This window comes from Pseudomonas sp. Z1-29 (assembly GCF_051131995.1).
Taxonomy (GTDB): Bacteria; Pseudomonadota; Gammaproteobacteria; order Pseudomonadales; family Pseudomonadaceae; genus Aquipseudomonas.
Map to the genome: position 1 here is coordinate 4,374,090 of NZ_CP071645.1, position 15,616 is coordinate 4,389,705.

Here is a 15,616-nt window from a genome sequence, read left to right on the forward strand (position 1 = left end):
GCATCAAGAAAACCGGCATTGATCGCCGGTTTTTTTTTCGCCTGGCAAAAATCAGGTAAGCTGCGCGCCCTCTTCTTCCCTGCTTCGAGGCTTGCACCGTGATCGTCAAAGCGCTTCGAGTTGGTCTGGGCCAGCTCATCATCTTCATCGATTTCATCACTCGCCCCGGCAAGAAAAAGCGCTCGGCCGAAGCCCAGGCGCAAGTCGACCAGGCGGCCCGCAGCCTGACGCTTTATCAGTTCCATGCCTGCCCGTTCTGCGTGAAGACCCGCCGCGCCCTGCACCGCCTCAACGTGCCCGTGGCGCTGCGCGATGCGAAAAACAACGAGCAGGATCGCCAGACTCTGCTGGAACAGGGTGGCCGGATCAAGGTGCCTTGCCTGCGCATTGAAGAGAATGGCGAGACCACCTGGATGTATGAATCCAATGTGATCATTGATTATCTGGATAAGCGGTTTTCGGCGGTCTGAGGGTTTGTGCTGGGATTGATGGCCCTTTCGCGAGCAGGCTCGCTCCCACAGGAGGCCGGTGTTGATTACAAGTTTGCAATCACCCAGAGATCCGTGTGGGAGCGAGCCTGCTCGCGAAGAGGCCGGTCGATCCAACCCAAGCCTCAAGCCGCCTCGGCAGCCAAAGCCCCCCGCACCACCCCCGCCAGTCGCCTGAGCCCTTCATCCAGCCGCGCCGGATCGATATGGCTGAAATTCAACCGCAAGTGCCCGGGATGCTTGTCCGGCTCGGGAAAAAACGGTTCTCCTGGCATGAACGCCACGTCCTCCTCCAGGGCTGCGGCAAGCAAGGTCCGGGTATCCAGCGGTTGCTTGAGGGTCAGCCAGAAAAACAGCCCGCCCTGGGGCACGTTCCAGTCGGCGATGTCGGCGAAATGCTTTTGCAGCGCGGCCTGGAACCTGTCGCGGCGATCCCGGTAGAAATCCCTCAATTCACTCAAATGGCTGCGGTACTGCTCGGTGCCGATCCATTGCAACGCCTGCCACTGGCCGATGCGATTGGTGTGCAGGTCCGCTGACTGCTTGAGCCGTAGCAAATGCGGGAACAGGTCCGGGCTGGCAATCAGGTAACCCACACGCAACCCAGGCAGCAGCGTCTTCGACACCGTGCCGGTGTAGATCCAGCTGGCCTTTTTCAAACGGCTGGCAATTGGCGTGGCGCTGCCGCCATCGAAGGTCAGTTCGCGATAGGGCTCGTCCTCCACCAGCGTCACGCCGAACTCGTCCAGCAGTGCCGCGACTGCATCGCGCTTGGCCTCGCTGTAGCGTACCGCCGAAGGGTTCTGGAACGTTGGGATCAGGTAGATGAACGCCGGTCGATGCTGCTGCAGCCGGGCCCGCAATTGCTCAAGGTCCGGGCCATCCGCTTCAAGGGGCACGGTGATGCAATTGGCGCCGAACAACTGGAAAATCTGTAGAGCCGCAAGGTAGGTCGGCGCTTCGAGCAGGATCTCGGTGCCGACGTCAATGTGCAGCTTTGCCGCCAGATCGAGGGTTTGCTGGGAACCGCTCACGACCAATACCTGACCGGCCTCACAAGCCAGGCCCAACGATCGCGCCTGCGCTGCCAGCGCTTCACGCAAGGCCGGCTCACCTTCGCTCATGCCGTATTGGCCCATGGACAGCGGCATGTCCTCCCACTGCACCTTCGGCAGCATGGCTTCGGCCGGCAGGCCGCCGGCAAACGACATCACTTCCGGGCGCTGCGCCGCGGCGAGAATTTCCCGGATCAAAGAACTTTTGAGGCGCGAGACACGTTCGGAAAAAGCCATGGGGTCACCTGTAGCAAGGCGTCGGAAAAATGAGTCAAACTGTTTGACCGAAATTACCGCGCCGCCTCTGGAAACGTCAATATGCTTGACCTTAAAAATCCGACCTCCCAACAAATGGCCATGGAAGCGTTCTTCTTCGGTTATCAGGCGTTCACCGCCAAAGCCGATGAAATGCTTGAGCGCCGGGGCTTGAGCCGCGTGCATCAGCGCATCGTTTTTTTCATTGCCCGTTATCCATCATTGAGTGTGAAGGAGCTGCTGGCGCTGCTTGGCGTGAGCAAACAGGCATTGAACATGCCGCTGCGGCAATTGATGGAAATGCATTTGGTGAACAGCGTTGCCTCCGAGGCCGACAAGCGCAAGCGGCTGCTGGAACTGACCGCCGAGGGCGCGCGCTTTGAACAGGCGTTACGGCGCGAGCAGGTGAAATTGCTTGAACGGGTGTTTGCCGAGGCGGGGGAAGCGGCGGTGGATGGGTGGCTGGCGGTGAATCTGGGGTTGGGGAAATCCAGCGACTAGCGAACTCGTTTAGCCATGCGGCCCCTTCGCGAGCAGGCTCGTTCCTACAGTGATCTCGTTGAACATGGCATTTGTGTTCGACAAGGCTCCTCATGTGGGAGCGAGCCTGCTCGCGAAGGCGTCTTCAAGAACGATATATCCCTATGCACAGATTTTTCGTCAACAAAACAGAAAACATTATTTGCTTTATTTGTATACAAAAGCATAATTCGCTTCGTGCGAGTTCCTGACCAAAAGGTCAACTACTTCGCCAGCCTTACCGCCTCAATGCCTCGCAGCCCTCCTCAGGGAGCACGCGGTGCTGAAATAACAATAAGACTCTTGAGGAGTACTCGCTGTGGAAAGCCGCAAACCCGAAGCCCAGACCCTGGACCTTTCGCCGCCACTACGCAGTGGCTGGCTGGAGCGAATCTTCAAACTCAGCTTGCATGGCACCACGGTGAAGACCGAGCTGATCGCCGGCCTGACGACCTTCATCACCATGGCCTACATCATCTTCGTCAACCCCAACATCATGGCCGACGCGGGCATTGATCACGGCGCTGCGTTCGTCGCTACGTGCATTGCCGCCGCCCTGGGTTGCCTGTTGATGGGCCTGTATGCCAATTGGCCGGTAGGCCTGGCGCCGGGCATGGGCCTGAACGCTTTTTTTACCTACACGGTCGTCGGGACCATGGGCTACAACTGGGAAACCGCGCTGGGCGCGGTGTTCGTTTCCGGGGTGTTGTTCATGTTCCTGACCCTGTCGCGGGTGCGTGAGTGGTTGCTCAACAGCATTCCGGTGAGCCTGCGCTACGCCATGGGCGCGGGGGTCGGACTTTTCCTCGGGCTGATCGGCCTGAAGACCGCCGGTATCATCGTCGACAGCCCGGCGACACTGATCAAGCTGGGTTCCTTGCATGAGCCAGGACCGCTGCTGGCCGCCGTGTGTTTCCTGATGATCGCCGTGCTGAGCTACCACCGTGTGTTCGGCGCGATCCTGATCAGCATCATTGCCGTGACCCTGGCCGGTTGGGGCCTGGGACTGGTGCAATACAACGGCGTGATGTCGACGCCGCCGAGCCTGGCTCCGACCTGGATGGCGATGGACGTCGCTGGCGTGTTCAACGTCAGCATGATCAGTGTGGTACTGGCCTTCCTGTTCGTGCATATGTTCGACACCGCCGGCACCTTGATGGGCGTCGCCCAACGCGCTGGCCTGGTAAAGCCCGACGGCAAGATCGAAAACCTGTCCAAGGCCCTCAAGGCCGACAGCGCCTCCAGCGTATTCGGCGCGATGGTCGGTGTTCCGCCGGTGACCAGCTACGTGGAAAGCGCGGCCGGCGTCGCAGCCGGCGGCCGCACGGGACTTACGGCGGTGACGGTCGGTGTGCTATTTATTGCCGCCATGTTCTTTGCCCCGCTGGCCGGGATGATTCCTGCCTATGCAACGGCCGGCGCCTTGATTTATGTGGCCATGCTGATGATGGGCGGCATGGCCCACATCGAGTGGGACGAAGCGACCGACAGTATTCCAGCCATCGTCACCGCCATCATGATGCCGCTGACCTTCTCGGTCGCCGATGGCATCGCGCTGGGTTTCATCACCTACGTGGTACTCAAGGCCGGCACCGGTAAACACAAGGAAATATCCGTCAGCCTGTGGGTGCTCTGCGCGATCTTTATCGCCAAGTTCATCTTCTTGTAAGCGGGCCCCGTCTGTATCCGCCTCACCCCGTCGGGTGAGGCTTTTGTGCATCAGGAGCAAAGCAATGAATCTGGAAACCTGGTTGTTGTTCAGTGGCGCCGCCTTGGTGGTGATCCTCATCCCCGGCCCGCTGTCGCTGCTGATGATCAGCAACAGCCTCAACTACGGTCTGCGCCGTTCTTATCCGGCGTTCCTCGGTGGGGTGGTCGCCTCGATCTGCCTGTTGAGCGCCTCAGCGCTGGGGCTCGGGGCGCTGTTGCTGGCTTCGGAACAATTGTTCAGCGCCCTGAAAATTGTCGGCGCGCTGTATCTGTTCTACCTCGCCTGGCAGAGCTGGCAGCAATCGCACCAGCCATCCCAGGGCGCCGAAGTGCCCCAGGCTACCGCCACTCCAAGGTTTCGCGCGCTGTTCGGCCGGGCATTCGTGCTGGGCGCGAGCAACCCGAAAGACATCCTCTTCTTCGCGGCGTTCCTGCCGCAATTCCTGAGCGCCGAGCAGCCATTCCTGCCGCAACTGCTGATCATGATCGCCACCTGGACCGTGCTCGACCTGCTGTGCAAGCTGGCCTATGGCCTGGGTGCCCACGGCGCCGCCCGGTATCTGCGTACCGGCAAGGGTCAGAGCTGGTTCAACCGGGTCAGTGCGGGGTTGTTCAGTGGGGCGGGGGCGGCTTCTTTGTTGAGCCGCTGAAAAGCAAAAGCTTCGCGAGCAGGCTCGCTCCCACACTGGATTACTGGTGTTCACGAAACCTTGTGGGAGCGAGCGAAGGCGGCCTCGAAGACAAGCTCTTTTTCAAGGCCAAAAAAAGCCCGCAGTGTGAGCGGGCTAAAAACCAAAGAAGCTCTATGCGCAGTCGCTTCCAGGGCAAGGCAGCTGCTTGGGGGCTCAGCTGCCTCGATAGGTTGAATAGGCGTAAGGCGAAATCAGCAGGGGCACATGGTAATGCTCCTGCTCCTGCGAAATACCGAAGCGCAGCACCACCACATCAAGGAACGCCGGCTCGGCCAATTGCACGCCACGGGCGCGGTAGTAGTCGCCGGCGTGGAATTGAATCTGATAGACCCCGCTGCGGTAGTCATCCCCTTGCAGAAGCGGTGCGTCGCAACGGCCATCGCTGTTGGTCAATGCGCTGGCGACCAGCTGCATTTGCGAACCTTCGACGCGGTACAGCTCGATCCTGATCGAGCTGCCCGGACAACCGTGTGCAGCATCCAAAACGTGTGTAGTCAGACGTCCCATTGATTGTGCGTGCCTTGCCGCAAGGCGACCAGGCACGGCGCCTCCTGAGTCAGTTGAAAGACAGGCCGCACCATTGTGAAGCATTAACGCTGCGGCAATTTTCGAATTAAGACACTTTAAACATAAATTGTACACAATAAAAAATGAATTTTTCTCTTGCACGGCGCCTGACGATGGTTCCGCCCGACTCCCGGTCCGCCCCTGCTTCGACAAAGGCTTGTGAAGGGTAAATTGACCAAGTGGGCAGATTTCTTGCAGTGTAGACAAACCGACGGTCGCGGTGAAAAATGCAAAAAACAGGCTTACAAGTCGAATATAAAGTTGTATACAATCAGTCCATCGTCGTGACGCCAGCCTGTGATCCACCCCCATGGCGCCACCTACATGGTTCGAAGAAGAAGGAAGACTGCAGTGAGCGCTGACTACCCACGCGACCTGATCGGTTACGGCAGTAACCCTCCCCACCCGCAATGGCCGGGCAATGCCCGAATCGCCCTGTCTTTCGTACTCAACTATGAGGAAGGCGGCGAGCGCAACATCCTGCATGGCGATCGTGAGTCCGAAGCGTTCCTCTCGGAAATGGTTTCGGCGCAACCGTTGCTGGGCGAGCGCAACATGAGCATGGAGTCGCTGTACGAGTATGGCAGCCGTGCCGGCGTCTGGCGGATCCTCAAGCTGTTCAAGCAATTCGATATCCCGCTGACTATCTTCGCCGTGGCCATGGCCGCCCAGCGCCATCCGGACGTAATCCGCGCCATGGTCGCCGCCGGCCATGAAATATGCAGCCACGGCTATCGCTGGATCGACTACCAGTACATGGATGAAGCGCAGGAGCGCGAACACATGCTCGAAGCGATCCGCATCCTCACCGAACTTACCGGCGAGCGGCCGTTAGGCTGGTACACCGGCCGCACCGGCCCCAATACCCGGCGATTGGTCATGGAAGAAGGCGGCTTTCTCTATGACAGCGACACCTACGACGACGACCTGCCGTACTGGGAGCCGAACAACCCCACCGGCAAGCCGCACCTGGTAATCCCTTACACACTCGACACCAATGACATGCGCTTCACCCAGGTGCAGGGTTTCAACAAGGGTGACGACTTCTTCCAGTACCTCAAGGATGCCTTCGACGTACTGTATGCCGAAGGCGCCGAAGCACCGAAGATGTTGTCCATCGGCCTGCATTGCCGCCTGATCGGCCGCCCTGCCCGCCTCGCCTCCCTCAAGCGTTTCCTGGAATACGTCAAGGGCCACGAACAGGTGTGGTTCAGCCGCCGGGTCGACATTGCACGCCACTGGCAGCAGACCCACCCGTATCCGGGAGTTTCGAAATGACTGCCTTCCAGACCCTCAAGCCTTCCAGCCTGAGCCGCGAAGCGTTCGTCAAAGCCTTCGCCGACATCTACGAACATTCGCCATGGGTGGCCGAAAAGGCCTTCGACCTGGGCCAGGATCCCTCGATCGACCAGATCGAAACCCTGCACCAGCGCATGAGCGACATCCTGTTGAGTGCCGACCACGCCAGCCAGCTGGCGCTGATCAACGCTCACCCGGACCTGGCCGGCAAAGCCGCCGTCCAGGGCCAACTGACCGAAGCCAGCACCAACGAACAGGCTGGCGCCGGTATTCACCAATGCACGGCCGAAGAGTTCCAGCGCTTCACCGAGCTGAACGAGGCCTACAAGGCCAAGTTCAAGTTTCCCTTCATCATGGCGGTAAAAGGCAGCAACCGGCACCAGATCCTTGCCGCGTTCGAAACGCGCATTCACCACTCGGCGGATGCCGAATTCAAATGCGCATTGGCAGAGATCAACAAGATCGCGTTGTTCCGATTACTGACCCTTTAGCGAGCAGCACCTCAAGACCAGGTCCTGCAAGCATCCCCAGCCAACTTATCAAAGGCAGACAAGAAGAATGAAAGCTTACGCCGTACCGTTCGAGAAATTCGTCAACCTGGCCGACGCCCGCCTGGGCACCAGGATCATTTCGGTGACCGATGACTGGTTCGCCGATGCCAACCGCCTGTTCCAGCCGACCCCGGCCGTGTGGAAGGAGGGTGTGTTCGACGATAACGGCAAATGGATGGACGGCTGGGAGTCGCGCCGCAAGCGTTTCGAAGGCTACGACAGCGCGGTGATCCGCCTGGGCGTGCCGGGCTCGATCAAGGGCGTGGATATCGACACCTCGTTCTTCACCGGTAATTACCCACCGTCGGCCTCCCTGGAAGCCTGTTTCCTGGCTGAAGGCGAGCCGGATGAAAACACCCAGTGGACCGAAGTGCTGTCGGCCGTCGAGCTGAAGGGCGACAGCCACCACTACCACGAAATCAGCAATGACCAGGCGTTCAGCCATCTGCGCTTCAATATCTATCCGGACGGTGGCGTGGCCCGCCTGCGGATCTACGGGGTTCCATACCGCGACTGGTCCGCGGTCGGCGACAACGAACAGATCGACCTGGCCGCCGCCCTCAACGGTGGCCGTGCCCTGGCCTGCTCCGATGAACACTTCGGCCGCATGAGCAACATCCTCAACCCGGGCCGTGGCGTGAACATGGGCGACGGCTGGGAAACCGCCCGTCGGCGCACCCCCGGCAATGACTGGGTGATCGTCGCCCTGGGCCATGCCGGCATTGTTGAGAAAGTCGTCGTCGATACCCTGCACTTCAAGGGCAACTACCCGGACAGCTGCTCGATCCAGGGCGCGTTCGTCAAAGGCGGCACCGACAGCCAGATCGAAACCCAGTCGCTGTTCTGGCGCGAACTGCTGCCGAGCCAGAAGCTGGAAATGCACGCCGAACACACCTTCGCCGAGCAGATCAAGGCGCTGGGGCCGATCACGCACATCCGCCTGAACGTGTTCCCGGACGGTGGCGTGAGCCGCCTGCGGGTATTGGGCAAGGTCGCTAAATAGCAGTGAAGCCAATCGCGAGCAGGCTCGCTCCCACAGGGGTATGCGGTCAAATGTGGGAGCGAGCCTGCTCGCGATAGCAATAGAACAGACAACAACGAATTCAAGGTTAAGAAGACCAGCATGCGCACACTCAAGATCGAGCCATTGACCAAAGAAGCCTTCGCCCCGTTCGGTGACGTGATCGAAACCGACGGCAGCGATCACTTCATGATCAACAACGGTTCGACCATGCGCTTCCACCGCCTGGCGACGGTCGAGACCGCCACGCCGGACGACCACGCGATCATCAGCATCTTCCGCGCCGACGCGCTGCAGATGCCGTTGACCGTGCGCATGCTGGAGCGCCATCCGCTGGGCAGCCAGGCCTTCATTCCGCTGCTCGGCAACCCCTTTCTGATCGTGGTCGCGCCACTTGGCGATGCACCTGTATCAGGCTTGGTCCGCGCCTTCGTCACCAACGGCAGGCAGGGCATCAATTACCATCGCGGCGTCTGGCACCACCCGGTGCTGACGATCGAAAAGCGGGATGACTTCCTGGTGGTTGATCGCAGTGGCACAGGCAACAACTGCGATGAACATTTTTTCCAAGAGGATGAGTATTTGATCCTCGCCCCCCACCAGCGGACGGAGTGAAAACTGCTGCGCTCGGCAATACTGCGTTGAAAACAGACTCGAAATGCTCATTGACTAAAGTCAACTCCGCTTTCTCGCCAGTTTTCGCCTTGTCTTGCCTTCGCTCGCTACGTTTTCACACCGTCCCCAAGAGAAGGTCCGATCACCCGAAGACAAGGGTGACGGGCGAGAGGTAAAGACTGTGGAAGCACATATGCTGGAATGGCTGAACCTGAGCGTGCGCTGGGTTCACATGATCACTGGCGTGGCCTGGATCGGCGCGTCGTTCTACTTCGTCTGGCTGGAAAACAACCTCAATCGCGTCAATCCCCGGAGCGGCCTGGCCGGTGATTTATGGGCCATCCACGGTGGCGGCATCTACCACCTGGAAAAATACAAACTCGCGCCGCCGTCCATGCCGGACAACCTGCACTGGTTCAAATGGGAAGCCTATTTCACCTGGATGTCGGGCATCGCCCTGCTGTGCCTGGTGTTCTATTGGAACCCGACCGTCTACCTGCTGGCTCCCGGCAGCAGCCTGAGCGGCGCCGAGGGTGTTGCCCTGGGCATCGGTTCACTGTTCGTTGGCTGGTTCGTCTATTCGGCACTCTGCGACTCGGCACTCGGCAAGCGCCCCGCCCTGCTCGGCCTGATTCTGTTCGTGCTGTTGATCGCCGCGGCCTACGGCTTCAGCAAGGTGTTCAGCGGTCGCGGCGCCTACCTGCATGTCGGCGCCGTCATCGGTACGATCATGGTCGGCAACGTGTTCCGCATCATCATGCCGGCACAGCGCGCCTTGGTGGCGGCCATCGCCGAGAACCGCACGCCTGACCCGGCGTTGCCGGCCAAGGGCCTGCTGCGTTCGCGCCACAACAACTACTTCACCCTGCCGGTGCTGTTCATCATGATCAGCAACCACTTCCCGAGCACCTACGGCAGCCAATACAACTGGCTGATCCTGGCCGGGATCGCCGTGGCGGCCGTGTTGGTGCGTCATTACTTCAACACTCGCCATGACAGCAACCGGTTCGCCTGGACGCTGCCGGTCGGCGCCCTGGCGATGATCTGCCTGGCTTACGTCACCGGGCCCAAGCCAATGCCAACGGCACCGGAAGTCGCCAAGACTCCTGGCGTGATCGAGTATCAACCGTTGCCGGAAACCGCGGTGGGCGGCGGGGCCAAACCGGCCACGGCGCCAGCCGCTCCGGCAACGGCGCCCGCCCAGGCGTCCAGTGCGCAGAGCCCGTCATTTGAAAAGGTCCACAGCGTGATCCAGGAGCGCTGCTCGGTCTGTCATTCGGCCAAGCCCACCAGTCCGCTGTTCAGCGCAGCGCCGGGCGGGGTGATCTTCGATACGCCGCAGCAGATCCAGCAACAGGCCGCACGCATCCAGGCCCAGGCCGTGACCACCCAGATCATGCCCTTGGGCAACATCACCCAGATGACCCAGCAGGAACGTGACCTGATCGGCGCCTGGATCACCCAGGGCGCACGCACCAACTAGTCCGGCCAGACACACCCCGCTCCACCCGCAATACCGCAGACAGGCAGGCCGGCACACGACCGGTCGCCCGTCAGCGGCCGCCTGCGCCTCAACAATAAGAACAAGAGGAAAGCTTTATGCATGCGCTCCATCGTCACGCCTCCAGATGCGCCGTCGCAGCGCACTTGAGTCGCTCCAGGCAAGTCCGTATCCTGCGCGGCCGTTCAAACCCGGACACCTCAAAATAATCATCAGGTCCTGAGCGACCCACCGACTTTCAGCCACTGCCACAAACAAAAAGCTGACCGAACGGATGTTTTGTCCGTGGAGAAAGGCGCCACACCAGAGCGCTGACGACAACAACGCGGTACCACTTACCTTTGGGAGCAAACCGAATGAAACGTACGTGCACCAGCCTGATACTCGCAGGAACGTTGCTCGCCGGCAGCCAAGCCATGGCCGGCGATCTGTTGCAGTGGCAGAACAACAGCCTGAGTTACCTCTACGGCAAGGATTTCCAGATCAATCCGCGTATCCAGCAGACCGTGACGTTCGAACACGCCGATGCCTGGGCCTACGGCGACAACTTCTTCTTCCTCGACCGGATCTTCTACAACGGCGAGGACGACAGCAATTCCGGCCCGAACACCTACTACGGCGAGTTCAGTCCGCGCCTGTCGTTCGGCAAGATCTTTGATCAAAAGCTCGAACTGGGCCCGGTCAAGGACGTGCTGCTGGCGATGACCTATGAGTTTGGCGAAGGTGACAACGAGTCCTACCTGATCGGCCCGGGTTTCGACCTGGCGATTCCCGGCTTCGATTACTTCCAGCTGAACTTCTACAACCGCCAGACCGAAGGCTCGCGGGCGGGCGACAACGTCTGGCAGATCACCCCGGTCTGGGCCGTCACCGTCCCGGTGGGTTCATCCGACATTCTGTTCGATGGGTTCATCGACTGGGTCGTCGACAACGACAGCAACGCCAAGGGCACGTACCACGCCAACCTGCATATCGTCCCGCAGATCAAATATGACCTGGGCAAGGCGTTGAAGCTCGGCGCCAAGCAGCTGTACGTGGGCGTGGAATACGACTACTGGAAGAACAAGTACGCCATCGAGGACAGCGAAAGCTTCAAGACCAACCAGAGCAATACCAGCCTGCTGGTCAAATATCATTTCTGACCCGGCGGCATGAAATGAAAAAGCCGGACACAAGGTCCGGCTTTTCATTTGCGGGCTTATTCAGCCGCTGGCGCCTCGGGCTTGCGGCGTTTGAGCGGGGCCATGCCGTCCTTGCTGACCAGCGATGGCGCGTCGCTCTTCGGGCGGTTGGCGGTCTTGCGCTTGGTCGGAGCCTTGGCGCCGGTTTTCTTCTTGTCGCCCTTGGCGTCGACCTTTTTCTTCTTCACGCCAACGGCCTTGCCCGACGCCTTGACCTTTTTCGGTCCGCCGTAGGTGCCTTTGACTTCCTTGATGGTGCGGCGCTCGAAGCTCTGCTTGAGGTAGCGCTCGACGCTCGACATCAGGTTCCAGTCGCCGTGGCAGATCAGCGAGATCGCCAGGCCATCGTTGCCGGCGCGACCGGTGCGGCCGATGCGGTGCACGTACTCGTCGCCGCTGCGGGGCATGTCGAAGTTGATGACCATGTCCAGGCCTTCGACGTCCAGGCCACGGGCCGCGACGTCGGTGGCAACCAGGATTTTCACACCGCCCTGCTTGAGGCGGTCGATGGCCAGCTTGCGGTCCTTCTGGTCTTTCTCGCCGTGCAGCACGAACGCCTTGTATTCCTGGGCGACGAGACGACCGTAGATGCGGTCGGCCATGGCCCGGGTGTTGGTGAACACGATGGCTTTTTCGTAGGTCTCGTTGGCCAGCAACCAATTCACAATCTGCTCTTTGTGCTGGTTGTGGTCAGCGGTGATGATCTGCTGGCGAGTCGTGGAGTTCAGCTGGCTGACCGCGTTGAGCTGCAAGTGCTCAGGGTTGTTCAGGACCTTGGCGATCATCTCGCGCAGGCCCGAACCGCCAGTGGTGGCGGAGAACAGCATGGTCTGCTGGCGATTGACACATTCATCCACCAGGCGCTGCACGTCTTCGGCAAAACCCATGTCCAGCATGCGGTCGGCTTCGTCCAGCACCAGCACTTCGACTTCCTTGAGGTCGAGGTTGCCGGCGTTCAGTTGCTCGATCATCCGCCCCGGCGTGCCGATCAGGATATCCGGCACCTTGCGCAGCATGGCGGCCTGGACCTTGAAATCTTCCCCGCCGGTGATCAGGCCGGACTTGATGAAGGTGAACTGCGCGAAGCGTTCCACTTCCTTCAAGGTCTGCTGGGCCAGCTCGCGGGTCGGCAGCAGGATCAGGGTCTTGATGCTGACGCGGACCTTGGCCGGGCCGATCAGGCGATTGAGGATCGGCAGCACGAACGCAGCGGTCTTGCCGCTGCCGGTCTGCGCCGTCACCCGCAGGTCACGCCCTTGGAGCGCGAGCGGAATAGCCGCTGCCTGCACCGGCGTTGGCTCGACAAATTTAAGCTCGGCCACGGCTTTGAGCAGGCGTTCGTGCAGGGCGAATTGGGAAAACACGGGTGCTACCTCGAAGAAATGCAAAAAAACAGCTGCATAGGTTACCGGTTTCGAGCGCGCAGGCCGAGTTTCTTTATACAAACGGCTGTAAATCAGTGTGTTTTCAGGAACGGATTTGTCATCAACGGTCACTTCGTTACGCTTAAATGCTCTAATTCGCCCATCGCGTTCATAGAAGACCGTCTCGTCCATGGATATCAAACAATTCTGGCTCAACCTTCAGGATTTCTGGGGTGCCCTGGATCAGCACCCGCTCCTGCATTCCAGCCTGGCCCTGGCCCTGCTGCTGGCGATCGCGCTGGTGCTCGGACGCGTGGCGCGTTACCTGATCCTGCACGGCGCCAAGCTGATCGGCCGCCAGCCGGCCCTGCACTGGGTCAACGACCTGCGCCAGAACAAAGTCTTTCATCGCCTGGCGCAGACGACGCCGTCGCTCATCATCCAGTTCGGCCTGCACCTGGTGCCCGGGCTGAGCAAGACCAGCATGGTTTTCCTCGGCAACGTCGCGCTGGCCTTCACCATCCTGTTCATGCTGCTCGCCGTCAGTGCCCTGCTCAGTGCGCTGCTGGACGTCTATGCCCGCACCGAACATGCCCGCACCCGCTCGATCAAGGGCTACGTGCAACTGACCAAAATGGTCCTCTACGTGTTCGGCGCGATCATCATCGTCGCCACGCTGATCGACCGTTCGCCGCTGTTGCTGCTGTCAGGCCTGGGTGCGATGTCGGCGGTGATCCTCCTGGTCTACAAGGACACGCTGCTGTCGTTCGTCGCCAGCGTGCAGTTGACCAGCAACGACATGCTGCGGGTCGGCGACTGGATCGAGATGCCCCAGGTGGGCGCCGACGGTGACGTGGTGGACATCACCCTGCACACGGTGAAAGTGCAGAACTTCGACAAGACCATCGTCTCGATCCCCACCTGGCGCCTGATGTCCGAATCGTTCAAGAACTGGCGCGGCATGCAGCAATCCGGCGGACGGCGGATCAAGCGCAGCCTGTTCATCGATGCCAGCGGCGTGCGCTTCCTGCACGACGAGGAAGAACAGCGCTTGACGCAGGTGCGCCTGCTGACCGATTACATCGGCCGCAAGCAGGCCGAGCTCAAGGCCTGGAACGAAGCCCAGGGCAACGTCGCGGCGATGTCGGCCAACCGCCGGCGGATGACCAACCTGGGCACTTTCCGCGCCTATGCCCTGGCCTATCTGAAAAGCCACCCGGAGATCCAACCGAACATGACCTGCATGGTCCGCCAGCTGCAGACCACTGCCCAGGGTATCCCGCTGGAAATCTACTGCTTCACCGGCACCACCGTGTGGGCCGACTACGAGCGCATCCAGGGGGATATCTTCGATTACCTGCTGGCGGTGATGCCAGAGTTCGGGCTGGGCTTGTACCAACAGCCGAGCGGTACGGACCTGCGGGCGGGGTTGCTGCCGGCGGTGTTGGGGGCAAGCCATATTCCGGAGCCGGAAAAGCAGGTGGTCTGAAGCCAACCCGATTCCCCTGTGGGAGCGAGCTTGCTCGCGATAGCGGTGCATCAGAAACATAGATGTTGACTGATAGTGCGCCATCGCGAGCAAGCTCGCTCCCACAGGGTTCAGGGTGAAGGGTCAATGTGAAGGCTGAGTCTGGCGTATCCCCAACCGACTGATCCACACCGCCGCGAGTATCACCGACCCACCCAGCAGCAACCGCCCCAACGCCTCATGCTGGTTCCAGATCAGCAGGTTCACCAGCAACCCCACCGGCACGTGCAGGTTGTTCATTACCGCCAATGTCCCGCCGTTCACCAGGCACGCGCCCTTGTTCCACCAATACAGCCCCAGCGCGGTGGAGACCAGGCCGAGGAATACCAGCACGCCCCATTGCAACGGCGCTTCAGGCCAGAAATCGGCCTTGCCGAACAGCAGGAAGGCCGGCAGCGCGACCATCAGCGCGCCTAGGTAGAAATAGCCGAAACGCCGATAGTGCGGCAGGTCGCTCGGGTGCCGTGCCACCAGGTGCTTGTACAACACTTGCCCGGCCGCGTAGGTGAAGTTCGCCAGTTGCAGCAGCAAAAAGCCCATGAAGAAATCCGGGTTGATCCGGTCATAACGAATCACCGCCGCGCCGGCCACCGCCACCAGCGCCGCAATCAAGGCCCAGGGGTTGAAACGTCGATTGAGTGCATCTTCGATCAAAGTCACGTGCAGCGGGGTGAGGATGGTGAACAACAGCACTTCCGGCACCGTCAGTACGCGGAAACTCAGGTAGAGGCAGACGTAGGTCACGCCGAACTGCAGGGCGCCGATCAACAGCATGCCGCGCATGAACGACGGCTCAACCTGGCGCCAGCGGGTCAGTGGAATGAACACCAGCCCCGCCAACACTACGCGCACCAGCACCGCGAAATAACTGTCGACATGCCCGGCCAGGTATTCGCCGATCAGGCTGAAGGAAAACGCCTGGATCAAGGTCACAAAAAGTAGATAGCCCATACCGCCCCTCGTTTCGAATGGCGGCGAAGATAGCGGTTTTTGGGGTTTGTCGCGAGTTACCCCAACACCGGGAACCTTGTGGGAGCGAGCCTGCTCGCGAAAGCGGAGTATCAGGCAACAGATGTATTGACTGACAGGATGCCTTCGCGAGCAGGCTCGCTCCCTCAGGGGATGTGTAGCGGTCACCAGATCGCAGGCAAAAAAAAGCCCGATCTCGCTTCAGCGTTCAATCGGGCGGCTGCACTCAGGAGCAATAAGTGCCAAGGGAGGTTCGATGCGCAAAACGGTTTGAAGGGAAGCGCCAAGTCACTAGAACACC

Annotated in this window: 15 protein-coding genes; 11 read left to right on the top strand and 4 right to left on the bottom strand. The window is 60.3% G+C overall.

Annotation, left to right across the window (positions count from 1 at the left end):
- Positions 1-98 precede the first annotated feature (98 nt).
- Entirely contained in the window at positions 99-470 is a 372-nt protein-coding gene (locus J3P84_RS19835; protein WP_434625335.1) for a glutathione S-transferase N-terminal domain-containing protein, read from the top strand.
- Positions 471-613: 143 nt separating this feature from the next.
- On the opposite strand, the gene J3P84_RS19840 is transcribed toward J3P84_RS19835, so the two are convergent.
- On the bottom strand, positions 614-1,780 hold the full coding sequence (locus tag J3P84_RS19840) for a PLP-dependent aminotransferase family protein (protein WP_434625337.1): 1,167 nt from the start codon (positions 1,778-1,780) through the stop codon (positions 614-616).
- 81 nt (positions 1,781-1,861) lie between these two features.
- Between J3P84_RS19840 and J3P84_RS19845 the strand changes: the two genes are divergently transcribed.
- The 3 genes from J3P84_RS19845 (at position 1,862) to J3P84_RS19855 (ending at position 4,677) form a co-directional block, all read left to right on the top strand.
- Complete coding sequence (locus J3P84_RS19845) at positions 1,862-2,299, top strand: MarR family winged helix-turn-helix transcriptional regulator (protein WP_434625339.1); 438 nt, start codon at positions 1,862-1,864, stop codon at positions 2,297-2,299.
- A 337-nt stretch (positions 2,300-2,636) separates the two neighbouring features.
- Complete coding sequence (locus tag J3P84_RS19850) at positions 2,637-3,986, top strand: NCS2 family permease (RefSeq protein ID WP_305496146.1); 1,350 nt, start codon at positions 2,637-2,639, stop codon at positions 3,984-3,986.
- A gap of 64 nt (positions 3,987-4,050) precedes the next feature.
- A complete protein-coding gene (locus J3P84_RS19855) occupies positions 4,051-4,677 on the top strand; it encodes a LysE family translocator (RefSeq protein WP_434625341.1) in 627 nt (208 codons plus the stop codon).
- Between the two features lie 195 nt (positions 4,678-4,872).
- On the opposite strand, the gene uraH is transcribed toward J3P84_RS19855, so the two are convergent.
- Positions 4,873-5,226, bottom strand: coding sequence for a hydroxyisourate hydrolase (gene uraH / locus J3P84_RS19860; RefSeq protein WP_434625343.1), 354 nt, complete (start codon positions 5,224-5,226; stop codon positions 4,873-4,875).
- Positions 5,227-5,637: 411 nt separating this feature from the next.
- On the opposite strand from uraH, the gene puuE reads away from it, so the two are divergent.
- The 6 genes from puuE (at position 5,638) to J3P84_RS19890 (ending at position 11,415) form a co-directional block, all read left to right on the top strand.
- Entirely contained in the window at positions 5,638-6,564 is a 927-nt protein-coding gene (gene puuE / locus J3P84_RS19865) for an allantoinase PuuE (protein ID WP_434625345.1), read from the top strand.
- On the top strand, positions 6,561-7,076 hold the full coding sequence (uraD, locus tag J3P84_RS19870; protein ID WP_434625347.1) for a 2-oxo-4-hydroxy-4-carboxy-5-ureidoimidazoline decarboxylase: 516 nt from the start codon (positions 6,561-6,563) through the stop codon (positions 7,074-7,076). Before puuE ends, uraD begins: the two co-directional genes overlap by 4 nt.
- A 67-nt stretch (positions 7,077-7,143) precedes the next feature.
- Positions 7,144-8,139: an allantoicase gene (alc, locus tag J3P84_RS19875; RefSeq protein ID WP_434625349.1), complete on the top strand. Its 996-nt coding sequence runs from the start codon at positions 7,144-7,146 to the stop codon at positions 8,137-8,139.
- A 120-nt stretch (positions 8,140-8,259) separates the two neighbouring features.
- Complete coding sequence (locus J3P84_RS19880) at positions 8,260-8,772, top strand: ureidoglycolate lyase (RefSeq protein ID WP_434625351.1); 513 nt, start codon at positions 8,260-8,262, stop codon at positions 8,770-8,772.
- Between the two features lie 181 nt (positions 8,773-8,953).
- The gene (locus tag J3P84_RS19885) at positions 8,954-10,255 is read left to right on the top strand and encodes a urate hydroxylase PuuD (protein WP_434625353.1); all 1,302 of its coding nucleotides are present in this window, start codon (positions 8,954-8,956) and stop codon (positions 10,253-10,255) included.
- A 374-nt stretch (positions 10,256-10,629) separates the two neighbouring features.
- The gene (locus J3P84_RS19890) at positions 10,630-11,415 is read left to right on the top strand and encodes an outer membrane protein OmpK (RefSeq protein WP_434625355.1); all 786 of its coding nucleotides are present in this window, start codon (positions 10,630-10,632) and stop codon (positions 11,413-11,415) included.
- Positions 11,416-11,471: 56 nt separating this feature from the next.
- Here the strand turns inward: J3P84_RS19890 and J3P84_RS19895 are convergent, their stop codons facing one another.
- Positions 11,472-12,818, bottom strand: a complete 1,347-nt coding sequence (locus J3P84_RS19895; RefSeq protein WP_434625357.1) for a DEAD/DEAH box helicase — start codon at positions 12,816-12,818, stop codon at positions 11,472-11,474.
- A 190-nt stretch (positions 12,819-13,008) separates the two neighbouring features.
- Here J3P84_RS19895 and J3P84_RS19900 point away from each other — a divergent pair, with 190 nt between their 5' ends.
- The gene (locus J3P84_RS19900; RefSeq protein ID WP_434625359.1) at positions 13,009-14,307 is read left to right on the top strand and encodes a mechanosensitive ion channel family protein; all 1,299 of its coding nucleotides are present in this window, start codon (positions 13,009-13,011) and stop codon (positions 14,305-14,307) included.
- A 123-nt stretch (positions 14,308-14,430) separates the two neighbouring features.
- Here the strand turns inward: J3P84_RS19900 and J3P84_RS19905 are convergent, their stop codons facing one another.
- On the bottom strand, positions 14,431-15,297 hold the full coding sequence (locus tag J3P84_RS19905) for a carboxylate/amino acid/amine transporter (protein WP_434625361.1): 867 nt from the start codon (positions 15,295-15,297) through the stop codon (positions 14,431-14,433).
- Between the last annotated feature and the right edge of the window lie 319 nt (positions 15,298-15,616).